This window comes from Natronococcus occultus SP4 (assembly GCF_000328685.1).
Classification (GTDB): Archaea; Halobacteriota; Halobacteria; order Halobacteriales; family Natrialbaceae; genus Natronococcus; species Natronococcus occultus.
Window position 1 is genome coordinate 3,708,451 of the sequence record NC_019974.1, and the last position, 22,329, is coordinate 3,730,779.

A 22,329-nucleotide genomic window follows, 5' to 3' on the forward strand; every position below is an offset into this window, starting at 1 on the left:
ACGACTGACTCCGCAGCGGACGTCCGGTCAGGGGCGCGGTGGGGCCTTCTGCAGGGCCGACTCGGCAACGTTCCCGCCGTAGTCCGCGCTGCGGGACAGCGAGTCGAGGACGAGTCCAAGCGATTGGGCCTGCACGGGATCGAGATCCCAAGCAGCTCGTCGACGCGACGAGTGTGTTCATCGATCTCGGGAACGGCTTCGAGCGCGCGGTACCGTCCCCGTTGGTGTCGTCGCTCTCCTCGGCGAACAGCGCGTCCATCGACTGCTCGATAATCGCCGCCGCGTCCTCGTGGAGGGCCAACAGCGCGTCCGCGACTGGCTCGGGGACGTCCTCGAGTTTGAGCGCCAGCCGGACGATCTTGACGGCGTGGTCGGCGATCCGTTCGAGCTGGCGGGCACTGGAGTGGTAGTCGACACAGTCCTCCCGGGAGACGCCGAGCCCTTCCGCGGTCCCGGGCGATCGAAGCGTCACACGAAAGATCCGCGAGACGACGGCAGTTCGAGTCCGACGTCGAGCAGTGGAGCGACGTCCGCGACGACTGGCCCACGAGGACATCGCGCTGCACAGCCGGGACTCCGCGTCGGGCACGTTCGACTACTTCACCGAACACATCAACGGCGAGATGAGCAACATCCGCGACGAGCCAGACCGACGAGATCCGGGACGCCGTCGCCGACAACGAGTACGCGCTGGGCCGAGGTAGCGTCGGCCACCTCCGCAGTCTGCAAGAACAGGACGGGATCTCAGAGCCGTCGAGGTCGAAAGCGACCAGGACGGCGAGTTCTACCCGCCCGAGGAGGAGTACATCGAGGGCGGGGAGTACTCCCCGCTCGCTCGGCCGCTCTTTTTCTACTTCAACCGCGCCGCGCTCGAGGAGAAGCCAGATCTGATCGGCTCGTTCGCTCGCTTCCACATCAACAACCAGCACGAGTTCGCCGAAGAGGTTGGCTTTTCAGATTGTGTTGGTGATGCGGGCAAGCTGAGACGCGTGGTTCGTGCCAGCAGTGACGGCTTCATCCCACGACCGAAGTCGTGGGCTTTTGCCTGTATCTCGTGTAACCCGAACGACCCGCGCCGTTTAGTAGTCGGCTTCCGTGGTAAGCGGTAGGACATGACAGGAACGGACGCCGATCGGATCCCGGTGACGATCGTCAGCGGCTACCTCGGTGCGGGCAAAACGACGCTCGTCAACCACCTGCTCACGAACGAGGCGGGGTACGAGATCGCGGTGATCGTCAACGACATGGGCGAGATCAACGTCGACGCCGACCTGATCGCCCGCGAGAACGAGGACGAGGGCGTGATCGACCTCTCGAACGGCTGTATCTGCTGTCGACTGCAGGGCGACCTGCTCGAAGAGGCCCGTCGGCTCGCCGAGACCCGCGAGTTCGACTACCTGCTCGTCGAATCGTCGGGGATCAGCGAGCCGATCCCGGTCGCACGGGTGTTTCTCGAGGGCACCGAGGAAAGCGAGATCGATCCGACCGAGCTGTTCGAACTCGATACGATGGTGACCGTTCTCGACACCTACGGCTTCTGGAAGGAGTTCGACGCCGGCGCGACGCTGCCCGAAAGCGCCCAGCCCGACGCGGAACGGCCTCTGAGCGAGGTGCTGGTCGAGGGAGTTGAGTTCTGTGACGTCCTTCTGTTGAACAAGACCGACATGGTTCCCGACGACGTCCTTGGGGAGATCGAGGACGTCGTCGATCGCCTCCAGCCCAGGGCTGAACGGGTACGAACGACGTACTCCGAGGTCGAGCCCGACCGCGTACTCGGGACCGGTAGCTTCGACTTCGAGGACGCGAAGCGCTCCCAGGGGTGGAAACGCGAGCTGCGCGGCGGGGACCACGAACACGGCCACGAGGACGACGGCCACCACCACGGTCCGGGGCAGTCCGCCGCCGCCATCCACGGCGTCTCCTCGTTCGTCTTCCGGGCCGACGACCCGTTCCGGCCCGACGAGCTGGGCGAGTGGCTCGAGGAGTGGGACGGGTCGATCGTCCGCGCGAAGGGCGTCTGTTACGTCGCCGGCCGCGAGGAGGTGATCGGTCTCAGTCAGGCCGGTCCCGCGGTGCAGGCGGGACCGATCGGGGAGTGGCGACCCGACGACGACCGACGGACCCAGCTCGTGTTCATCGGGCGCGAGATGGACGAGGATCGAATTCGGAGGGAACTCGAGTCGCTGCTGGTCGAGGCCGAGCGGGCGGACGAGACGGAGTGGGCGGATCCGTTTCCGCTATGACTCGAGTTCCTCGCTGAGTTCGTCCCAGGACTCGTGAAAGCCGTGCGTCGACTGCGTCGTCACCGACTCGGGGAGGGCGCTCTGGTAGACGTCGTCGTACTCGAGGAGCTGTCCCCAGCCGTCGGTAAACGAGTAGTTGCAGTACTTGCACATGGAACGGGATAGCACCGACGCCGACATACGTTTTGCCGTCGCCCCGGCGATCTCGAGACTGCGGTTCGGCGATCGGTCCGAAGAGCCATACCGCTTCGTCCCCGAGGGCGCTTACCCGACGAGCACATGACTCCGAAACGAAACGGGGCGTACGTCGACAGTCGGACCGACGTCGTCGAACGGTCCTGCGATCACTGCGGCTGGCACGCGGTCGACGACACGTACCCCGATCTGATCGAGCGGTACCAGTGCCACCTCCGGGAAGCGCATCCGAAGATCTGGCTTCGACGGTAGCCACGCGGGCGAGTCGTTGCCAACGGTGTGGTCGGGGGCCGCCGTTAGCCGATCGTCAGCACCCGATTCGCCGTCGTAACGGCCTCGAGGAGGTCGCTCATCGTCGAGATCGGACACACCTCGCTCTCGTCGCTGTTGCGAATCTCGAGGCAGGTGCCACACGCCAGCAGCTCCCCACCCGCCTCGTCGAACGCTTCCATGCGCTGTCTGACGTCGAACTGGTCGTCGGTGATCTCCGCTGCCTCGACGCCCTCGCCGACAGGAACGCCGAGACGTCGTGGCCGTCCTCGAGCGCCGTGATCCCCAGTCGGAACGCGTTCCAGGCCCGTTCGGGGTCGCTGGTCTCCAGCACGATACCGGTGTGTTCGACGTCGTCGGTCACTTCCACCATTTTAGTGTATAATTCACACAATACTATTTCCCACCTGGTTGCCCGTTTTGGAAATATATGCCAGATGTCGGCGTTACCAGGCAGCAATACGGAACAGAAGGTGACACGCCGATACAGCAGTTGTGCAATAACAGATAACAAATGAGGTCGAATATCGATCGGGGATTCCGAACCCACGACCTGTCCCCGGTTTCGCCGTCGGGAACGATCGGTCGCCCTTTCAGGGCTCGAGCAGGACCTTGACGACGCCCTCTTCGCGGTCGTCGAAGCGCTCGTACATCTCGGGGGCCTCCTCGAGGTCGACCCGGTGGGAGACGACCCAGCTGGGGTCGGCCCGCCCCTCGATGATCATATCCCGGAGCTGGCGGTTGTACTCCTTGACGTTACACTGGCCGGTGCCGAACCGGTGGCCTTTCTCGAAGAGCTTCCCGAAGTCGATCCCGAGCCGGCCCTGAGCGGCCATCTCGTCCGGCGCGCCGGGGTCGGATGGGACGTACAGCCCCGGGACGCCGATCGCGCCGGTCGGCCGGACCGTCTGGATCAGCTGGTTGAGCACGACCGCGGGGTTCTCGCGAGCCGGATCGTAGGCGTCGTCGCCCGGATCCGTCTCGGGGTCGATCGCCTGGTAGCCGACGGCGTCGACGCCCTTGTCGACCTCGTCGCCGTGGGCCTCGACGATCTGTTCGACCGGGTCACCCTCCTCGAAGTTGATCGCGTGGGCGTCGCAGTGGTCCTCGGCCATCTCGAGGCGGCTCGGAACCCGATCGACGACGTAGATTTCGGCGGCACCCTGTAGCTTCGCGCTGTAGGCGGCCATCAGCCCCACCGGCCCCGCCCCGTAGATCGCGATCGACTCACCCGGTTTGAGATCCGCGAGCCGGGTGCCGTGCCACCCTGTCGGGAAGATGTCGGCCAGCAGTGCGAAGGCGTCCTCGTGTGCGTCGCCCTCGGGGAGTTTCAGTGCGTTGAAGTCGGCGTAGGGAACGCGGAGTTTCTCGGCCTGTCCACCCTTGTATGGACCCATCGCCACGTAGCCGTAGGCGCCGCCCGCGAACCCGGGGTTGACGTTCGTACAGAACCCCGTATACCCCTCCTCGCAGTTCTGACAGAACCCGCAGGCAACGTTGAACGGCATGACGACTCGGTCTCCCTCCTCAAGGCTCGTGACCGCCTCGCCGACCTCGCTGACGACCCCCATGTTCTCGTGGCCGAAGACGATCCCCTCCTCGGCGGCGGTTCGGCCCTCGTACATGTGGAGGTCTGACCCACAGATTGCGGTCGTCGTGATGTCGACGACGACGTCGTTCGGGTGTTCGATCTCCGGCTCGTCTACCTCTTCGACGGCGACCTCGTGTGGCCCCTGGTATACGACAGCGTCCATTGACATTTGGTATCTCTCCACGGTACGGTGGTACGATGCCGACGGTAAATCTTGCTGTGATCGGTCCCTGAAGAATTGTGTGCTCTTGCTATCTGATACTGCTACACTAGCATCGCTCGGGGTGGACGAATCAAGCGAACGGTCGGTTCCGGACCGAGCCCGACAGCTATTACGGCCCGCCACCCCAAGCTCCGGCCATGAGTTCCCAGCGTTCACTGTCGGGGGTCGTCCTCGCGGGCGGCTACTCGACCCGGTTCGGCGAGGACGACAAGGCGGTCGCGGAGCTCGCGGGAACGCCGATGATTCGACGGGTCGCCGATCGGCTCGCGACCGTCTGCGACGAGCTCGTGATCAACTGCCGCGAGGACCAGCGCGAGGCGATCGAGGCGGCGATGGCCGACTTCCCCGACCTGGTCACGTTCGCGGTCGACCCCGAGCCCGATCGCGGACCGCTTGCCGGTATCGCAGTCGGGCTCGAGGCCGCCAACCGGGAGTACGGCGCGGTCGTCGCCTGCGACATGCCGTTCGTCGATCCCGCCCTGATCGAGCAGCTGGCCGACCGCGCACGGGACCACGACGGGGCGCTCGTCAAGCTCGAGGACGGCTGGTACCAGACGACCCAGGCGGTCTACCGCGCCGAACCGATGGCCCGGGCCTGCGCCGACGTCCTCGAGCGCGAGGACGGACGGATCCTCGCCGCCCTCGAGGAGCTCGACACCGTCGTCGTCGGCGAGGACGAACTCGCGGACGTCGCCGAGGAGACGTTCGAGAGCATCGACACGAAGGCAGCACTCCGGGAGGCTGCCGAGCGGTTCGAGGCGCGGAGCCGGAGCTGACGATCGCCGACCGAACCCGTTAGCCGGGTTTCCGATCGCCAGCAACCCTTGAGGAGAAGGCGTGACTTATGTCCCCCCGAGACAAGATCCGACCATGAGCAGCGATGACCGGTTCGAACATGGGAAAGACGAGCGCCTTCAGAGCCGCGAGGTCACGGAGGGCGCCGAGAAGGCACCACATCGCGCGATGTTTCGCGCGATGGGGTTCGACGACGAGGACCTCGGCTCGCCGCTGATCGGCGTCCCCAACCCAGCGGCCGACATCACACCCTGTAACGTCCACCTCGACGACGTCGCCGACGCGGCGCTCGAGGGCGCCGACGCGGCCGGCGGAATGCCCATCGAGTTCGGGACGATCACGATCTCGGACGCGATCTCGATGGGGACCGAGGGGATGAAGGCGTCGCTGATCTCCCGGGAGCTGATCGCCGACAGCGTCGAGCTCGTCAGCTTCGGCGAGCGCATGGACGGCCTGGTTACGGTCGGGGGCTGTGACAAGAACCTGCCCGGAATGATGATGGCCGCCATCCGAACGGATCTCCCCTCCGTCTTCCTCTACGGCGGCTCGATCATGCCCGGCGAGCACGAGGGACGGGACGTCACTATCGTCCAAGTGTTCGAGGGCGTCGGCGCCTACGGCACCGGCGACATGGACGCCGAGGAGCTAGACGAACTCGAGCGCAACGCCTGTCCCGGCGCCGGCTCCTGTGGCGGGATGTTCACCGCGAACACGATGGCATCGATCTCCGAGGCCCTTGGGCTCGCCCCGCTGGGCAGTGCCTCGCCGCCCGCGGAGGACGAGGAGCGCTACGCGGTCGCCGAGCGAGCCGGCGAGCTCGCCGTCGAAGTCGTCGAGGAGGACCGCCGTCCCTCCGATATCCTCTCCCGGGAGTCCTTCGAGAACGCCATCGCGCTCCAGACCGCGATCGGGGGCTCGACCAACGGCGTGCTCCACCTGCTGGCGCTGGCCCGCGAGGCCGGGATCGACCTCGAGATCGAGGACTTCGACGAGATCTCGAAGCGAACCCCCAAGATCGTCGATCTCCAGCCCGGTGGTGCCCGCGTGATGAACGACCTCCACGAGCTGGGCGGGGTTCCGGTCGTGATCCGTCGGCTGCTCGAGGCCGACCTGTTCCACGGCGACGCGATGACCGTCACGGGGCGGACGATCGCCGAGGAGCTCGAGGAGCTCGACCTGCCCGCTGACGAGGACCTCGAGGCCGACTTCCTCTACACCGTCGACGAGCCCAAACAGGAGGAGGGCGCGATCAAGATCCTGACGGGGAACCTCGCGCCCGGCGGCGCCGTCCTCAAGGCCACCGGCGAGGACCAGTTCCACCACGAGGGGCCGGCCCGGATCTTCGAGAACGAGGAAGACGCCATGCGGTACGTTCAGGAGGGCGACATCGAGAGCGGCGACGTGATCGTCATCCGCAACGAGGGCCCCCAGGGCGGCCCGGGGATGCGCGAGATGCTCGGCGTTACCGCCGCGGTCGTCGGCGCCGGCCACGAGGACGACGTCGCCCTGATCACCGACGGGCGGTTCTCCGGCGCGACGCGGGGGCCGATGATCGGCCACGTCGCCCCCGAGGCGTTCGTCGGCGGCCCGATCGGCCTGCTCGAGGACGGCGACGAGATCACCGTCGACATTCCCGAACGCACCCTCGCGGTCGACGCCAGCGACGAGGAGCTCGAGGCCCGACGGGAGGAGTGGGACCGGCCGGAGCCGGCCTACGACGCCGGCGTGCTGGCGAAGTTCGGCCGGGACTTCGACTCGGCAGCGAACGGTGCCGTAACCAATCCGGGCGTCAAACGCGAGTAACGTCCCTTCGATTTCCTGCACGGGTCTTTCCCGGCCCCGTCCCCGACTATCGAACAGAGCCGAGGGATGCACAAGTACTGTCTCGAGTGTGACTGGGAGGCGAGTACGGGCGACGACGACAGCGAGCAGGACGTCTCGAGAAAGGCGATCGAGCACTTCGTCGAGACTGGACACACCGTGGATTCGATCCCGCGTCCCCCCCGCTTCGTGATCAAAAACTAGCGACGGCGGTTCAGAACGGCGGTGAGTTCGGAATCTCGCCCTCGGCGTCGCCGATCGGACGAACGCCGAGCCCGTGGAAGTCCGGAATGTCGGGTGCGTCCTCCGCTCCCTCCTGTGCGGCCTCGATCTCCTCGTCGGCGTAGTCGTCGATCGGATCCGGCTCGACAACCTCGACGATTTCGCGGCTCTCGACGTCGAGTACCGAGAACCCGGGAGTAACGCCGGTCGCGGCGTGTGGGTCGCCCGACAGCGGCGCAGGACCCCGCAGGGTGACGAACATGTACTCGCCGTCGGGCGAGGTCCACATGATGTCCGGGGCGTCTCGCTCCTCGGGGTCGTCGGCCTGGTCGGGGCCGAAGGCCTCGATCTCGTCGACGACCTCGTCGGTCTCGGGGTCGACGACGACGCCGTCGTTGGTCTCGCGGTTCAGCACCCACAGCTCCTCGCCGTCGGGGGTAAACCAGAACCCGTGAGCGTCGACGCCTCTTGTGCTCTCGCCGTCGACGACGATCTCGTCCTCCTCGACGTCGTAGACGTAGTACTCACCGACGCCGTCCTCGCCTTCCTCGGGATCCGAGGGCAGCCCCGCGGTGAGGTAGAACTTCCCGTCCTCGAAGTGGGGCATGGTGCCACAGTTGGCCGGCAGCTCATCGCCGGAGTAGGCCCGTTCGACCTCGAAGTCGTCGTGGTCGACGATGACGACGCCGGCGTCGTGGTAGCTCGGACCGAGCGTGTGGATCGAGCGACCCTGCCCGTCGAACTGGTGGCAGATCGGGCTCGCGGACTCGATGCCGGCCTCCTGGACGGTCTCGTCCTCCGGCAGCTCGAGGCGGTCGACCTCCTCGAAGGACTCGGCCTCAAGGTCGGCCTCGACGCGGGCGACCGCCTCCTCGTCGATGACGTCGACGTGGATGTAGTCGTCGTCTGGCGCGAAGATCGCCATGTGCGAGCCGGGACCGGTCTCGACGTCGCCGACGAGCTCGTAGTCCTCGGTTCGGAACACGAGGACGCGACGACCGGCCGTACAGGCGACGGCGGCGTACTCGTAGTCCGAGCTGAAATCGATCATATGCGGAACGATGTCGGCGTCGTCCTCGATGTCGACGCCGACGTCGTGGAGATCGAGACACTCGGTGCGGTCGAACTCACCCTCACCCTCCTCGGGCTCGTAGATGTGGATCGTGTCGGTCCCCTGATCGAGCGCCCAGACCTCGTAGCTCTCCTCCTCGGGGGCGTCCGTCCCGTCGGCGTCGTCGGTTTCGCTCTCTTCGTCGGTCGGTTCGTCCTCGCTGGCCTCGTCGGCACAGCCGGCGACGGCGACGATACCTGCCGCCGTACCGCCGGCGATGAATCGTCGTCGAGTAGGCGTCGTCTGCATACGCCATACTGGGAACTCACGACCCAAAAGTTTACGGGTTTTAGGCCCTCTACTGCTCGAAAACGGCGTTTTCGGCATAGAAGGAGGCAAGATTTGAATCCGTCCAGTCCTGTCAGCCGTGAGGAAAACCGACCGCGACGGCGTCGAGCCGTGAACCGCAGGTATGGTCCGAACGACGTCGAAAATATTGCCGATACCTACGTCGCCGATCCTACCCTCGGCGCTCGAGGACGCGCTGGATGATCAGCCGCGTCGAGAGGAGTTCGTCCTCGCTTGTGGGTTCGCGCGCGCTCGCCCGCCGGACCTCGCAGTCGAGTCCTCGTGCCGACAGCGCCTCCCGGATCGCGTCGGCGTCGTGGTGCTGGTCGTGGCCCAGCGCGATCACGTCGGGATCGATCTCCTCGATCGGCACGAAGATGTCCTCCTCGTGGCCCAGCAGGGCCTCGTCGACCGGCTCGAGCGCGTCGACGACGTCCCGTCGCTGGCTCGCGGGACAGATCGGCGCCTCCTTGTGGTCGACGTTTGCCTTTCGGGCGACGATCACATAGAGGCGATCGCCCATCGCGGCGGCCTCCTCGAGGTAGTGGACGTGTCCCGGATGAAGGATGTCGAAGGTTCCCTGCGCGATGACGGTGCGGCCGCGGCTCATGTCGTCGATCTCGCCTCCGCCGTCGCCGGTCGTCGATCGGGGTCCGAGTCGTCGGTCGCCTCGAGCGGGGTCGTCGCGTTCCGGATCATTGTAGGTCCTCGTCGATGTCGGCCTGGGTAAAATCGAAGAAATCGTCGCTCTCTGGAAGCTCGACGTCGATCACGTTCAGCGTCGTCGGCTCTCCCTGGGAGTCGAACGCCTTCCAGTCGTGGCGTCGGTACGGTGCGCCGATGATGACGTGAACGCTCCCGCGGCCGAACGTCTCCAGATCGGCGCTGCTCGGGCTGATCACGCCGTTAGGATGGGAGTGAACGCTCCCGAGCGCCTTCACGTCGTTGGGTATCTGGCTCGTCCGAACCGTCGCGCTGACGCTGTTGGCCTCGGTTCCCGGCACGACGAGCACGTCGGTAATAACGAGTCCTCGTCGGTCGAGGCCGAGCTCACGGGCCTCGGTGCCCCGGAGAAATCCCATATACTCGTCGGGGTGGGCCGCCTCGGAGGACTCGATGGCGAACTCGAGGGTTTCCTCGGCGATCCCGAGGATCTCGCTCGAGCGAAACAGCGCGTCGAACAGCCCCATACCCACCCATCCGGGCTTGCGGTTGCTAAACGTTCCGAAAGACCACCCGCCGAGCCGGGTGGCTTAACAAGGGTTATACGCGCCCGTCACAAACAACGGGCAACGATGACTGCTGAGCCCGCCGGCGACGCCGGCGACGGCGACGGGGATTCCGTCGTCTACGATCTCGACTCCGACTGTACCGCAGACGATCTCGAACGAAACCAATCCTATCTCGCTGAAATTAACGGTATCGTCGACTACGGTGTCTTCGTCGATCTCTCGGACTCGGTCTCCGGTCTCGTCCACGAGTCCGTCCTCGAGGGGACCTACGCCGTCGGCGACGAGCTCGTCGTCGAGCTCGAGACCGTTCGCGAGAACGGCGATATGGCGTTCGAGCCCGTCGATATCGACGACTACGTCCTCGAGTCGGTCTCACGGGACTACTCGCTGACCGGCACCGACCGCCTCGAGGCCAACGTCGGCGACCAGATTCACGTCGAGGGCGAGGTCGTCCAGGTCAAACAGACCGCCGGGCCGACGATTTTCCACGTCGCCGACGAGCAGGGGATCGTCCCCTGTGCGGCTTTCGAGGAGGCAGGGGTCCGGGCGTATCCGTCGACCGAGGTCGGCGACATCGTCCGGGTCACCGGGATGCCCGAACACCGCGACGGCGACGTCCAGATCGAGGTCGACGGCCTCTCGAAGCTCGAGGGAGAGGACGCCGACGAGGCCCGCCAGCGTCTCGAGGCCGCCCTCGAATCCCGGGCCGAACCCCGCGACGTCGAGCCGCTGATCGACTGGCCGGCCTTCGAGAAGCTCCGACCGAACCTGAAGGAGGTCGCGCGACTGCTCCGGCGAACGGTACTGGAGGGACGTCCCATCCGGGTGCGCCACCACGCCGACGGCGACGGGATGTGTGCCGCCGTTCCCGTCCAGATCGCCCTCGAGCGGTTCATCGCCGAGGTTCACGAGGACGAGGACGCACCCCGCCACCTCATCAAGCGACTGCCCGCGAAGGCGCCGTTCTACGAGATGGAAGACGCCACGCGGGACCTGAACTTCGCCTTGGAGGACCGCGATCGCCACGGTCAGCAGCTCCCGCTGCTGCTGATGCTCGATAACGGCTCGACGGCCGAAGACGTCCCGGCCTACGAGACGCTGGCTCACTACGACATCCCGATCGTCGCGCTGGACCACCACCACCCCGACCCCGACGCGGTCGGCGAGCTGCTCGACGCCCACGTCAACCCCTACCTCCACGACGAGGATTACCGGATCACGACGGGGATGCTCTGTGTCGAGCTCGCGCGGATGATCTACCCCGGGATGACCGAGGAGCTGCGCCACGTCCCCGCCGTCGCCGGTCTCGCGGACCGCTCGAAGGCCGACGCGATGGACGACTACCTCGAGCTCGCCGCCGAGGAGGGGTACGACGAACAGCGGCTCAAGGACGTCAGCGAGGCGCTGGACTACGCGGCCTTCTGGCTGCGGTACAACTCCGGCGACCAGCTGATCCAGGACCTGCTCCAGATCGACACCAACGACGAGGGGCGCCACCGCGAGCTGGTTTCGTTCTTCGCCGACCGGGCCCGCGAGGAGGTCGACGAGCAGCTCGAGGCCGCCATGCCCCACGTCGAACACGAGGAGCTCGACAACGGCGCCCACCTCTACGGAATCGACGTCGAGAACTACGCCCACCGCTTTACCTACCCCGCACCGGGGAAGACGACGGGCGAGCTCCACGACCGCAAGATCGAGGAGACCGGCGACCCCGTCATCACGGTCGGCTACGGTCCCGACTTCGCCGTCCTGCGTTCGGACGGCGTTCGGCTCGACATCCCGAACATGGTCTCGGAGCTGGAAGCGGAGATCCCCGGCGGCGGCGTCTCCGGCGGCGGCCACCTCGTCGTCGGCTCGATCAAGTTCGTGAAGGGCAAACGCGAGGAAGTCGTCGACGCCCTGATCGAGAAGATGGCCGAGGCCGACATCGACGAGGCGCTCTCGAGTGCGGCGCTGATCGACGACTGAGAACGGCCATACTCCTTATCCATCCGAAGCGACGATGAGTTCGGAATGAGTTCGTCCCGAGACGACGCAGCGTTCGCCGACCGTTCGAGCCCGCAGGCGATCGTCGCGGAGCTGTCCGAGCTGGCGCTCCGGATCGACGACCCCGAGGAGCTGCTGGACGCGGTCGTCGATGCCGCCACGGGAGCCCTCGAGGCCGATGCCTGTCTGGTCTTCGAGCGACTCCCCCGTGGCGACCGTGCGGTATGTCGCCGGAGTACGGGAGCGAGCGACGGCGCCACGTCGGCGACGGTCGCGATCGATCCCGAGGACTCGCCCGTCGGACGGACGATCGCTCGCGGCGAGCCCGTCGCGGTCGACGAGCTGCGAACGGGTCACGAACCCGAGTGGCCGGATCGGCTGTTCGAACGCGACGTCCGAAGCGGGCTCTGGGCGCCCGTCGGCACCGACGATCCCTGGGGCGTTCTCGAGGTTCACGCCGCGGTGCCCGACGCCTTCGACGCGGACGACGCCGCGACCCTGCGCACGATCGCCAACGTCCTCGCTGGCGCGCTCGAGTCCGCGTCGTCGGACGCGGACGACGAGCCCAGCGGGGAGTGGACCCGCAAGGGGGAGTTTCTGGAACGGAGCCCCGTCGGGATCACGGTCGTTGACGCCGACGGAACGCTGCAGTTCGCGAACGAGCGAGCGGAGGAGATTCTCGGACGGTGTCGCACGGAGATCGCCGACGTCGCCCACGACGACCCGCGCTGGGGGCTCGTCGACGCGAACGGGGAGCCGGTCTCGACCGACGACCTCCCGTTCGACCGGGTTCTCGAGACCGGCGAACCGGTCACCGACGTGGAGCTCGGCGCGACCCGCCCGGACGGAACGCGAGTCTGGCTTTCGGTCGACGCCGCGCCGTTGCGAACGGACGACACGGACCGTCCCGGCGCGGTCTTTGCGCTGACCGACGTCACCGACCGGAAACGAATCGAGACCGAGTTCGAGGAGATACTGGACCGGGTGACCGACGCCTTCTACGCGCTCGACGCCGAGTGGCGGTTCACGCACGTCAACGAGCGTGCGGCGGAGCTGATCGACGTCACGGGTCGAGGACTGGTCGGCGAGCGCGTCTGGGACGTCTTCGAGTGGGCCGCCGACTCGAAGCTCCGCACGGAGTACGAACGCGCCATGGAGCGCCAGGAGGCGTCCTCGTTCGAACTCTACTACCCCGACCCGCTCGACACCTGGTTCGAGATCCATGTCTACCCCTCGGAGACGGGACTCTCCGTGTACTTCCGGGATATCTCGGAACAGAAAGAGCGGGAACGGCGCCTGCGCGAGGAGCGTGATCTCACTGACCGAATCATCGAGACGAATCCGACCGGAATCGTCACGCTCGGCCCCGACGGTTCGTTCGAACGGATGAACCGACGAGCCGAGGAGATCACGGGGTACGCGGCCGACGAGCTCGAGGACCTCGCAGGCGGCACGGCCGGCCTCGATCCCGTGAAACCAGACGGAGAGCCGTTTTCACCCGACGAGATTCCGACCCGACGGGTCTTTTCCGACGGCGAGACGATCCACGACCTCGAAATCGGGCTCGAGCGTGCCGACGGACGACGGATCTGGCTCTCGGTGAGCGGGACACCGCTGTGTGAGGACGGCGAGATCTCGGGGGCAGTGTTTTCGTTCGTCGACATCACCGAGCGAAAGCGGATCGAAACCGACCTCCGGGAGAGCGAGGCGAAGTTCCGCCAGGTCACGGAGAACGTTTCGGAGGTGGTCTGGCTGAGCAGCCCGGAGAAAGACGAGATGTTCTACGTGAACCCGGCCTACGAGGACGTCTGGGGCCGGAGTCGTGACTCGCTGTACGAGGACCCGTCGTCGTTCGTCGACGCGATCCACCCCGAGGACAGGGACCGCGTCCGCGAGGCGCTGCCCGAGCAACGCGAGGGAACGTACGACGAGGAGTACCGCGTCGTCCAGCCGGACGGCGGGGTTCGCTGGGTGCGCGATCGCGCCGTTCCGATCCGCGACGACGACGGCGACGTCTACCGGATCGTCGGGATCGCGAGTGACGTAACCGAACAGCGAACCGTCGAACGGGAACTGCGCGAGCGCGAACGAGAGCTCTCCCGACTGATGAGCAACGTCCCGGGGATGGTCTACCGCTGTCGGAACGAGCGCGGCTGGCCCATGGAGTTCGTCAGCGAGGGCTGCGAGGAGCTGACCGGCTACAGTTCGGACGTCCTCGAGCGAGGGGACGTACAGTGGGGGGCCGACGTCGTCAGCTCGGCTGACCGCACGGAGCTCTGGGAGCGGATTCAGACGAACGTCTCCGACCGCAAGCCGTTCTCGACGACCTACCGGATCGAAACCGCGACCGGAGCGAAGCGGTGGGTCAAAGAAACCGGTCGGGCGGTCGTCGAAGACGGTACCATCGAGTGGCTCGAGGGCGTTGTCATCGACGTCACTGAGCGCAAGCGCTACCAGCAGCGCCTCGAGGAGACGAACGCGCAACTCGAGCGGGCGAACGAACGCCTCGAGCGCACCAACGCCCGCCTCGAGAAGTCGAACGAACGGTTAGAGCAGTTCGCCTACGCCGCCAGTCACGACCTCCAGGAGCCGTTGCGGATGGTCTCGAGCTACCTCCGGCTGCTCGAGGACCGCTACGGCGACGAACTCGACGAGGACGGCGAGGAGTTTCTCGGATACGCCGTCGACGGCGCCGACCGGATGCGCGAGATGATCGACGGGCTGCTGGCGTACTCCCGGGTCGAGAACCAGGGCCAGCCCCTCGAGCCCGTCGACCTCGCGGACGTCCTCGGGGACGTACGCGACGACCTCCAGCTCCGGCTCGAGGAAAGCGACGCGGTGCTTTCGGTCGACTCCATGCCCTGCGTTGAGGGTGACGCCAGCCAGCTCCGACAGCTGTTCCAGAACCTGCTCGAGAACGCGATCAAGTACAGCGGCGAGACACCCCCGAGAATCGAGATCTCGGCCGAACGATCCGGCGAGATGTGGATCGTCTCGGTCAGCGACGATGGGATCGGCATTCCGGAAGGAGAGACCGACCTCGTCTTTGAGGTGTTCGAACGGCTCCACCCCGTTGATGACCACACCGGACCCGGGATCGGGCTCGCGCTCTGTCAACGGATCGTCGAGCGCCACGGCGGCGAGATCCGTGTCGACTCCGAGCCCGGCGAGGGATCGACGTTCTCCGTCACGCTTCCGGCTCCGCAGAACTGAGACCGTCACTCGCGCCCGTCGGTTAGAACTGGTAGCGTCGCTCGTCGTCCATGCTCGGGTACTGATCGGCGCCGGTCATCTCGTCGAAGGTCATCCCCGAGAGGTACTCGTCGTAGGTGACGTCGTACCCCGATCGCAGCTGGAAGTCGAGCTTCCCGCTGTCGACGGTCGTCTGGAACAGCATGTGAACCGCCCGCCGGACGAGCTCGTCGGTCTCCTCGGGCTCGAGAGCCGTCTCGAGCAGGGCGAGTTCGTTTCGCGTCTCGCGGTCGAGGGCGACGGCCAGCTCGTCGCCGATCTCGGCGTACGACTCCTCCATCTCGGCGTTGAGATCGTCGAGGCTCATACGGGTGCCGACTCGTGCGGGTCGGATAGACCTTTCGTGCTCGCTCTCGATGCCTGCTGCGAGCCGATCCAGTACACGTAAGCCGGGGCAGTCGCTAGAACGGCCGATGAGTGAGGCCGACGCAGACGTCGACGCCGACGACCCGTCGGTGCCCGACGATCTCGAGGACGTCCGCGAGTCGCTGATCGCGTGGTACGAGGACGACCATCGCTCGTTTCCGTGGCGCCGGACCGATGACCCCTACGAGATCCTGGTCAGCGAGGTGATGAGCCAGCAGACCCAGCTCGACCGGGTCGTCGACGCCTGGGAGAACTTCCTCGAGCGGTGGCCGACGACCGCCGCACTGGCGGCCGCGGATCGGGCCGACGTCGTCGGCTTCTGGACGGATCACAGCCTCGGTTACAACAACCGCGCGAAGTATCTCCACGAGGCCGCCGGACAGGTCGAGGAGGAGTACGAGGGCGAGTTCCCGGAGACGCCCGACGAGCTCCAGGAGCTGATGGGAGTCGGTCCCTACACCGCGAACGCGGTCGCGAGCTTCGCGTTCAACAACGGGAACGCGGTCGTCGACACCAACGTCAAACGCGTTCTGTATCGCGCCTTCGACGTGCCCGACGAGGACGCGGCCTTCGAGGAAGCGGCGAACGAGCTCATGCCCGCCGACCGATCGCGGGTCTGGAACAACGCCATCATGGAGCTGGGCGGGGTCGCCTGCCGACAGACGCCCCGCTGCGACGAGGTCGGCTGTCCCTGGCGGGAGTGGTGTTCGGCCTACGAGACGGGCGATTTCACCGCGCCGGACGTGCCGACCCAGCCCAGCTTCGAGGGGAGCCGTCGACAGTTCCGCGGTCGCGTGATCGGAACGCTGCGGGAGTACGACGAGCTCGAGCTCGACGCGCTGGGACCGCGGATCCGGGTCGACTACGCGCCCGAGGGCGAGTACGGTCGGGCGTGGCTCGAGGGGCTCCTGTCGGATCTCGCGGACGACGGGTTAGTCGAGGTCGAAAATCGGGACGGGGAAACGGTCGCGCGTCTGGAGCGCTAGCTCTCCGAGGCGTCGTCGAACGGCGTCTCGACGTCCTCGGCGCTCGATTCGGTGTCGACGAACACCGAGAACAACGCCCCGAGCAGGAGGCCGTACAGCAGGTGACCCGCGAGGGTCTCGGCGGCGACCCCCGGGAACACGGGGTCGGCGCCGCCGATCGAAACCAGGACGGTGCCGGCGATAACCGGGAGCAGTGCCCACACCGCCAGCCCGTAGACGAAGCCGGCGAGGACGAACCGCACCGTCAGGCCGGTCTCTTCGAGGACGTCGAACTGGGTGTCCGCGGTGAGCGTCCCGAGGATCAGATCACGCGAGACCAGGAACCCGAACACGAGCCCGAGGATCAGGCCGTGGAACAGGTGGAACACCCAGCCGAGCGCGCCGTCGGGATCGAAGCCGTAGATCCCGGGGACGGTGTCGGTGACGATCGCCGGATCGACGACCCACAGCAGGGCGCCGAAGAGCAACGAGCCGACGATGCCCCCGATCGCGCCACCGAGCAGCCAGTTCGTGCTGCCGTCGAGGCCGTAGTCCGTGGGACTTGCGGATTCAGTGCTCATACGGTCGACCCTAGACCGATGTCGCGGATAAGTGTTCAGCAGGAAACATAAGATTGGGTATAGCGGCGCTTAACGGACGGATTCGAGCCCCGTGAGAACGGCTGCTTGCTCGAGTACGGACGTCCGATGGCACCGAACGGTATCAGTATCGTGGTCCTCGTCGACGGCAGCGGGGATCGCGTCCTCGGGCGTGTCGGCGACGAGCGCGCGGTAGAGTGCCCCTCGAAGCGTCTGCACGGCGTCGTTCGCCTGACGAACTCCTCGGAGCAGTATCGGACGCAACTCCACGGGATCGACGCTGAACGAAACTCCAGGGATCTATCCCGACGGGCACGTAGCCTCGCTCGGATCGGCCGTTCTCCCCGGACTCGGACGGGAAAGCCGCGAGGTTTACATCCGCGATGGAGGAGGACTCAGCCACCGACGAATTATTAAACCTCGCCGTGACGATCGTTCTCAGATCGTTCGGACGCTGCCGCTCGTCTCTCGTCGATCGTTGGGCTGGCAGAATGGGTTGAGGGAGATTTGAACCACGGTCGTTCCGCTCACTTCGTTCGCTTCACTCCCTGATTCAAATCCCCCGTGACAATTTTTCCAACGCGGATTCGTCGCTTCGCTCCTCGTCGTTGCGTTGGGAAAAATGGGTTGGGGCAGATTTGAACCACGGTCGTTCCGCTCACTTCGTTCGCTTCACTCCCTGATTCAAATCCCCCGTGACAATTTTTCCAACGCGGATTCGTCGCTTCGCTCCTCGTCGTTGCGTTGGGAAAAATGGGTTGGGGCAGATTTGAACTGCCGGCCTCCTCCATGTCAAGGAGGTGTCATAACCAGACTAGACCACCAACCCGCCTGGTTTCGCGTCCGTGGCGTCGTGCGCCACCTCGCCTGCACTCGTTCGTTGCCGGCCACCGTAATTGAAGGTTTCGAATCGTCCGTCGTGCGTAACTCCTCACCACAGCCGGCGATACCCTTAAGTTCGTGTACGGATTTGGACATCGTAAGACAACTCCGTACATTGGTGCTCACTATGCAGGACTTCATCGAACGGGTCACGATCGGGGAGGATCTCACGCAGGACGACGCTCGCGCGGCTTCGCGGGCCGTCTTCGAGGACGCGACCGACGCCCAGATCGGCGCCCTGCTGACCGCGCTGCGGGCGAAAGGCGAGACCGAGGCCGAGATCGCCGGCTTCGCCCAGGGGATGCGCGAGGCTGCCCGGACGATCGACCCCGACCGAGCGCCGCTGGTCGACACCTGCGGAACGGGCGGGGACGATTACGACACGATCAACGTCTCGACGACCAGCGCGATCGTCGCCGCCGGCGCGGGCGTCCCGGTCGCCAAACACGGCAACTACTCCGTCTCGTCGTCGTCGGGCAGCGCGGACGTCCTCGAGGAGGTCGGCGTCGAGGTCGAGGCCGAACCCCCCGCTGTCGAGGACGCCATCGAGCGCGACGGGATCGGCTTCATGCTCGCGCCCGTCTTCCACCCGGCGATGAAGGCCGTCATCGGCCCGCGCAAGGAGCTCGGAATGCGGACGCTGTTTAACGTCCTCGGGCCGCTGACCAACCCCGCGGGCGCCGACGCCCAGGTCGTCGGCGTCTACGACCCCGAGCTGGTGCCCGTCCTCGCGGACGCGCTCGCACGGATGGACGTCGAGCGCGCGCTGGTCGCCCACGGCGCGGGCACCGACGAGATCGCGATCCACGGCGAGACGCGGGTCGCGGAGGTCGAGGGAACCGACGTCGAGGAGTACGTCCTCGAGCCGACCGACCTCGGGCTCCCCGACCACGAGATCGGCGACATCGCGGGCGGTTCACCGACCGAGAACGCACGCGACATGCGCGGCATCGTCGAGGGCGACGTCACCGGCGCCAAGCGGGACGTGATCCTCGCGAACGCCGGCGCGGCGGTGTACGTCGCCGGCGAGGCCGACACGCTCGCTGCCGGGGCCGACGCCGCCCTCGAGGCGATCGAGTCGGGCGACGCCGCGGCGAAACTCGAGGAACTGTGCGCCCAGAACCGCGCCGCGCCCCCGGAACAGGAGGCCCGATGACGCGGGTGAAACTCTGCGGGACGACCGACGAGGACGACCTCGAAGCGGCCGTCGCCGCGGGCGCCGACGCGGTCGGGCTCATCTCCGCGGTTCCCGTCGACACCCACCGCGAGCTCGCGCCCGCTCGCGCGGCCGAGCTTGCCGCAGCCGCGCCGCCGTTCGTGACGACCGTCCTCGTGACGATGCCAGAGACGCCGGCGGCGGCGATCGAGCTGGTCGAGACGGTCGGTCCCGACGCCGTCCAGCTCCACGGCACGCTCGAGCCCGACGCCGTCGCGACCGTCCGCGAGGACGTCGACGCGACGGTGGTTGTCGCCCTCGAGGCCGGCGAGACCGACGCTACGACCGCCGGGCGGTACGGCGACGTCGCGGACGGGCTGCTCGTCGACACCCCCGCGGACGGGGGCGGCGGTGGCACCGGCGAGACCCACGACTGGGAGCTGACCCGCGAGCTGACGGCCGCGCTCGACTCGCCGATCGTCCTCGCGGGCGGGCTGGCGCCGGAAAACGTCGCCGACGCGGTGCGGACGGTCGAACCGTTCGCCGTCGACGTCGCCAGCGGCATCGAGGACGCCGACGGCGCGACCGACGCCGACGCGGCCCGGACGTTCGTCGAGCGAGCGAGAAACGCACTCGCCCCGATCCCCGGATCATGACCGGCGCTGACCGAACGCCGAGCGACGGTTTCGAGTTCGACCTCGAACGGGCAGCGTTTCGCTCCCATGCCGACGCGAGCGACGCGGAGCGTCCCGTCGTCGTCCGGGCCGTCGCCGAGCTCGACGTCGAGACGTCACCGCTTGCGGCCTACGCCGCGCTGACCGGGCGCTCCGAGAGCTGTGACCGCGAGCGCTCGCCGTACGCCTTCCTGCTCGAGAGCGCGGAGAAGACCGCCTCGAGCGACCCCGACGGCGCCTTCCGACCGAACGCCTCGCGGGCCGACCGCCACGCCCGCTACTCCTACGTCGGCTACGATCCCGAGGCCGTCGTCACCGTCGACCCAGAGGGGGCCACGGTCGAGGCGCTCTCGGCGGATCCGCCCCTCGAGGAGCTCGAACGCGATCCCGACGGCGACACCGTCGACACCCTCAGAGCCGCCCTGCCCGACGTTCGGCTCGCGAACTTCCCCGATCACGACCGCCAGCACCTGGAGGGCGGGCTGGTCGGCTTTCTGGCGTACGACGCCGTCTACGACCTCTGGCTCGAGGAGGTCGGCTGCGAGCGACCCGACTCGCGGTTCCCCGACGCGCAGTTCCTGCTTACGACCAAGACCGTCGCGTTCGACGAGCGCGACGGGACCGTCTCGCTCGTCTTTACGCCCGTCCTCGAGAACGGCGACGACCCGGACGCGGTCTACGACGAGCTGCTCGCGGAGGCCGAGGACGTCACGGACACTCTCTCAGCGAGGCCTCGGAGCCGGACTCGGGCGGGTTCGTCCGCGAGGACGAGCGGGCGGGCTCGCGCGAGGCGTACGAGGAGAGCGTCCAGCGAGCGAAAGAGCACGTCCTCGACGGCGACATCTACCAGGGCGTCATCTCACGCACCCGGGAGCTGTACGGCGAGATCGATCCGATCGGTTTCTACGAGGCGATGCGGGAGATCAACCCCTCGCCGTACATGTACCTGCTCGATCACGACGAGCTGACCGTCGTCGGCGCGAGCCCCGAGACGCTGGTCTCGGTGCGGGGCCGCGAGGTCATGTCGAACCCGATCGCGGGCACCTGCGACCGGGGGTCGGGCCCCGTCGAGGACCGACGGCTGGCCGGCGAGATGCTGGCCGACGAGAAGGAACGCGCCGAGCACACGATGCTGGTCGATCTTGCGCGCAACGACGTGCGCCGAGTCGCCGAACCCGGCTCCGTGCGGGTCGACGAGTTCATGAACGTGTTGAAGTACAGCCACGTCCAGCACATCGAGTCGACGGTGACGGGGCAGCTCGCAGCGGAGTCGGACGTTGCCGAACCGCGTTCGGCAGCCCGGGAGACCGCGTCTCCCGACGCGTTCGACGCGACCCGGGCCGCGTTCCCCGCGGGCACCCTCTCGGGGGCCCCGAAGATCCGCGCGATGGAGATCATCGACGATCTCGAGAGCGAACCTCGCGGGCTGTACGGCGGCGGGGTCGGCTACTACTCCTGGACGGGCGACGCTGACTTCGCGATCGTGATCCGTACCGCAACCGTCGAGAAGAGCGCGGCGCGTGGTACCGCGGATAAGCGAGCGGGGAACCCGCGAGCCGACGGAGACCGCGATCGGATCACCGTCCAGGCCGGCGCCGGGCTCGTCGCCGACAGCGACCCGACCGCCGAGTACGAGGAGACCGAACAGAAGATGGGCGGCGTACTCGCCGCGCTCGAAGCAATCGAGGAGGACCGGCACGAGGCGACGCCGGAGGTGGGTCGATGAGCGCAACAGGAGCCGAATCCGAGGACGCAGACGAAGCCGAGGGAGAGCCCGTCCGGGTCCTCGTGATCGACAACTACGACTCCTTTACTTACAACCTCGTCGAGTACGTCAGCCAGCAGCCCGGGACCGAGACCGAGGTGCTGAAAAACACGGCCTCGCTCGAGGACGTCCGCGCCGTCGACCCCGACGGGATCATCGTCAGCCCCGGTCCGGGCCACCCAAAGAACGACCGCGACGTCGGCGTCTCGACGGCCGTCCTCCGGGAGCTCGGCCCCGACGTGCCGACCCTTGGGGTGTGTCTCGGCCTCGAGGCGGCCGTCTACGCCTACGGGGGCTCGGTCGGTCGCGCGCCCGACCCGGTCCACGGGAAGGCGTGGGCGGTCGACCACGACGGCGAGGGCGTCTACGCCGGTCTCGAGCAGGGGTTTCGGGCCGGCCGCTACCACTCGCTGGTCGCGACCGAGGTGCCCGACTGCTTCGCGGTGACGGCGACGGCCGACCACGATGGGACCGAGTTGGTCATGGGCGTGCGCCACCGCGAGCACCCGATCGAGTGCGTGCAGTTTCACCCCGAAAGCGTCCTCACGGCGGTCGGCCACGACGTGATCGAGAACTTCCTCGAGGGGCTGTAACGGGTGTCGGTTCGGCTACTTTTGGCTTGACTTCTGTCACTCCCGACTGAGCGACCGGCATTGCAGTGGCGCGCGCTGACCGAGAGCGAGCGAACTGCGA

General features: G+C 67.0%; 20 protein-coding genes, 1 tRNA gene and 3 pseudogenes. 13 read left to right on the forward strand and 11 right to left on the reverse strand.

Going from position 1 to position 22,329, the window contains the following annotated elements:
• Positions 1-27: 27 nt before the first annotated feature.
• Positions 28-493: pseudogene (locus tag NATOC_RS21360) on the reverse strand (histidine kinase); the annotation flags it as partial.
• A 25-nt stretch (positions 494-518) separates the two neighbouring features.
• Between NATOC_RS21360 and NATOC_RS22925 the strand changes: the two are divergent.
• Positions 519-704, forward strand: a complete 186-nt coding sequence (locus NATOC_RS22925; protein WP_245549717.1) for a hypothetical protein — start codon at positions 519-521, stop codon at positions 702-704.
• Between the two features lie 408 nt (positions 705-1,112).
• The gene (locus tag NATOC_RS18045; RefSeq protein WP_015322921.1) at positions 1,113-2,243 is read left to right on the forward strand and encodes a CobW family GTP-binding protein; all 1,131 of its coding nucleotides are present in this window, start codon (positions 1,113-1,115) and stop codon (positions 2,241-2,243) included.
• Here the strand turns inward: NATOC_RS18045 and NATOC_RS22515 are convergent.
• Positions 2,238-2,396: a hypothetical protein gene (locus NATOC_RS22515; RefSeq protein ID WP_015322922.1), complete on the reverse strand. Its 159-nt coding sequence runs from the start codon at positions 2,394-2,396 to the stop codon at positions 2,238-2,240. The genes NATOC_RS18045 and NATOC_RS22515 overlap by 6 nt on opposite strands.
• A gap of 126 nt (positions 2,397-2,522) precedes the next feature.
• Here NATOC_RS22515 and NATOC_RS22520 point away from each other — a divergent pair, with 126 nt between their 5' ends.
• Positions 2,523-2,690, forward strand: a complete 168-nt coding sequence (locus NATOC_RS22520; protein WP_015322923.1) for a hypothetical protein — start codon at positions 2,523-2,525, stop codon at positions 2,688-2,690.
• Between the two features lie 44 nt (positions 2,691-2,734).
• On the opposite strand, the pseudogene NATOC_RS23215 reads toward NATOC_RS22520, so the two are convergent.
• Both NATOC_RS23215 and NATOC_RS18055 read right to left on the reverse strand, forming a co-directional pair.
• Positions 2,735-3,081: pseudogene (locus NATOC_RS23215) on the reverse strand (DsrE family protein).
• Between the two features lie 220 nt (positions 3,082-3,301).
• Positions 3,302-4,462, reverse strand: coding sequence for a glutathione-independent formaldehyde dehydrogenase (locus NATOC_RS18055; RefSeq protein ID WP_049888844.1), 1,161 nt, complete (start codon positions 4,460-4,462; stop codon positions 3,302-3,304).
• Positions 4,463-4,659: 197 nt separating this feature from the next.
• Here NATOC_RS18055 and mobA point away from each other — a divergent pair, with 197 nt between their 5' ends.
• The 3 genes from mobA to NATOC_RS22525 all read left to right on the forward strand — a co-directional run bounded on the left by mobA (position 4,660) and on the right by NATOC_RS22525 (position 7,342).
• On the forward strand, positions 4,660-5,298 hold the full coding sequence (mobA, locus tag NATOC_RS18060; RefSeq protein WP_015322925.1) for a molybdenum cofactor guanylyltransferase: 639 nt from the start codon (positions 4,660-4,662) through the stop codon (positions 5,296-5,298).
• A 94-nt stretch (positions 5,299-5,392) separates the two neighbouring features.
• A complete protein-coding gene (gene ilvD, locus NATOC_RS18065; RefSeq protein WP_015322926.1) occupies positions 5,393-7,120 on the forward strand; it encodes a dihydroxy-acid dehydratase in 1,728 nt (575 codons plus the stop codon).
• A gap of 66 nt (positions 7,121-7,186) precedes the next feature.
• Complete coding sequence (locus tag NATOC_RS22525; RefSeq protein ID WP_015322927.1) at positions 7,187-7,342, forward strand: hypothetical protein; 156 nt, start codon at positions 7,187-7,189, stop codon at positions 7,340-7,342.
• Positions 7,343-7,352: 10 nt separating this feature from the next.
• On the opposite strand, the gene NATOC_RS18070 is transcribed toward NATOC_RS22525, so the two are convergent.
• From NATOC_RS18070 to NATOC_RS18080, 3 genes are all read right to left on the reverse strand, one after another.
• The gene (locus NATOC_RS18070; RefSeq protein WP_015322928.1) at positions 7,353-8,720 is read right to left on the reverse strand and encodes a YncE family protein; all 1,368 of its coding nucleotides are present in this window, start codon (positions 8,718-8,720) and stop codon (positions 7,353-7,355) included.
• A gap of 211 nt (positions 8,721-8,931) precedes the next feature.
• Positions 8,932-9,369 carry an adenylyltransferase/cytidyltransferase family protein gene (locus NATOC_RS18075; RefSeq protein WP_015322929.1) on the reverse strand — a complete coding sequence of 146 codons (438 nt, stop codon included), beginning with the start codon at positions 9,367-9,369 and terminating at the stop codon, positions 8,932-8,934.
• A gap of 85 nt (positions 9,370-9,454) precedes the next feature.
• Positions 9,455-9,949 (reverse strand): Mov34/MPN/PAD-1 family protein, encoded by a 495-nt coding sequence (locus NATOC_RS18080; protein WP_015322930.1) that lies wholly within the window; start codon positions 9,947-9,949, stop codon positions 9,455-9,457.
• A gap of 105 nt (positions 9,950-10,054) precedes the next feature.
• On the opposite strand from NATOC_RS18080, the gene NATOC_RS18085 reads away from it, so the two are divergent.
• Together NATOC_RS18085 and NATOC_RS18090 are read left to right on the forward strand one after the other, a co-directional pair.
• On the forward strand, positions 10,055-11,959 hold the full coding sequence (locus NATOC_RS18085) for a DHH family phosphoesterase (protein WP_015322931.1): 1,905 nt from the start codon (positions 10,055-10,057) through the stop codon (positions 11,957-11,959).
• Between the two features lie 45 nt (positions 11,960-12,004).
• Complete coding sequence (locus tag NATOC_RS18090; protein ID WP_015322932.1) at positions 12,005-15,190, forward strand: PAS domain S-box protein; 3,186 nt, start codon at positions 12,005-12,007, stop codon at positions 15,188-15,190.
• Between the two features lie 22 nt (positions 15,191-15,212).
• Here the strand turns inward: NATOC_RS18090 and NATOC_RS18095 are convergent, their stop codons facing one another.
• Entirely contained in the window at positions 15,213-15,536 is a 324-nt protein-coding gene (locus NATOC_RS18095; protein ID WP_015322933.1) for a hypothetical protein, read from the reverse strand.
• A gap of 106 nt (positions 15,537-15,642) precedes the next feature.
• Between NATOC_RS18095 and NATOC_RS18100 the strand changes: the two genes are divergently transcribed.
• Positions 15,643-16,581 (forward strand): HhH-GPD family protein, encoded by a 939-nt coding sequence (locus NATOC_RS18100; protein WP_015322934.1) that lies wholly within the window; start codon positions 15,643-15,645, stop codon positions 16,579-16,581.
• On the opposite strand, the gene NATOC_RS18105 is transcribed toward NATOC_RS18100, so the two are convergent.
• The 3 genes from NATOC_RS18105 to NATOC_RS18115 all read right to left on the reverse strand — a co-directional run bounded on the left by NATOC_RS18105 (position 16,578) and on the right by NATOC_RS18115 (position 17,988).
• Positions 16,578-17,141, reverse strand: a complete 564-nt coding sequence (locus NATOC_RS18105; protein WP_015322935.1) for a hypothetical protein — start codon at positions 17,139-17,141, stop codon at positions 16,578-16,580. The two genes, NATOC_RS18100 and NATOC_RS18105, sit on opposite strands and share 4 nt — an antisense overlap.
• Before the next feature lie 69 nt (positions 17,142-17,210).
• Positions 17,211-17,378, reverse strand: coding sequence for a hypothetical protein (locus NATOC_RS18110; RefSeq protein WP_157224653.1), 168 nt, complete (start codon positions 17,376-17,378; stop codon positions 17,211-17,213).
• Between the two features lie 535 nt (positions 17,379-17,913).
• Positions 17,914-17,988 (reverse strand) — tRNA-Val (locus NATOC_RS18115).
• Between the two features lie 180 nt (positions 17,989-18,168).
• Here NATOC_RS18115 and trpD point away from each other — a divergent pair.
• From trpD to trpG, 4 genes and pseudogenes are all read left to right on the forward strand, one after another.
• Positions 18,169-19,197: an anthranilate phosphoribosyltransferase gene (trpD, locus tag NATOC_RS18120; protein ID WP_015322936.1), complete on the forward strand. Its 1,029-nt coding sequence runs from the start codon at positions 18,169-18,171 to the stop codon at positions 19,195-19,197.
• Positions 19,194-19,853: a phosphoribosylanthranilate isomerase gene (locus tag NATOC_RS18125; RefSeq protein ID WP_015322937.1), complete on the forward strand. Its 660-nt coding sequence runs from the start codon at positions 19,194-19,196 to the stop codon at positions 19,851-19,853. The genes trpD and NATOC_RS18125 overlap by 4 nt, the downstream gene beginning before the upstream one ends.
• Positions 19,850-21,597 (forward strand): annotated as a pseudogene (gene trpE / locus NATOC_RS18130) (anthranilate synthase component I). Before NATOC_RS18125 ends, trpE begins: the two are co-directional and overlap by 4 nt.
• Positions 21,594-22,229 (forward strand): anthranilate synthase component II, encoded by a 636-nt coding sequence (gene trpG / locus NATOC_RS18135; protein WP_015322938.1) that lies wholly within the window; start codon positions 21,594-21,596, stop codon positions 22,227-22,229. The pseudogene trpE and the gene trpG overlap by 4 nt, the downstream one beginning before the upstream one ends.
• Positions 22,230-22,329: the final 100 nt, after the last annotated feature.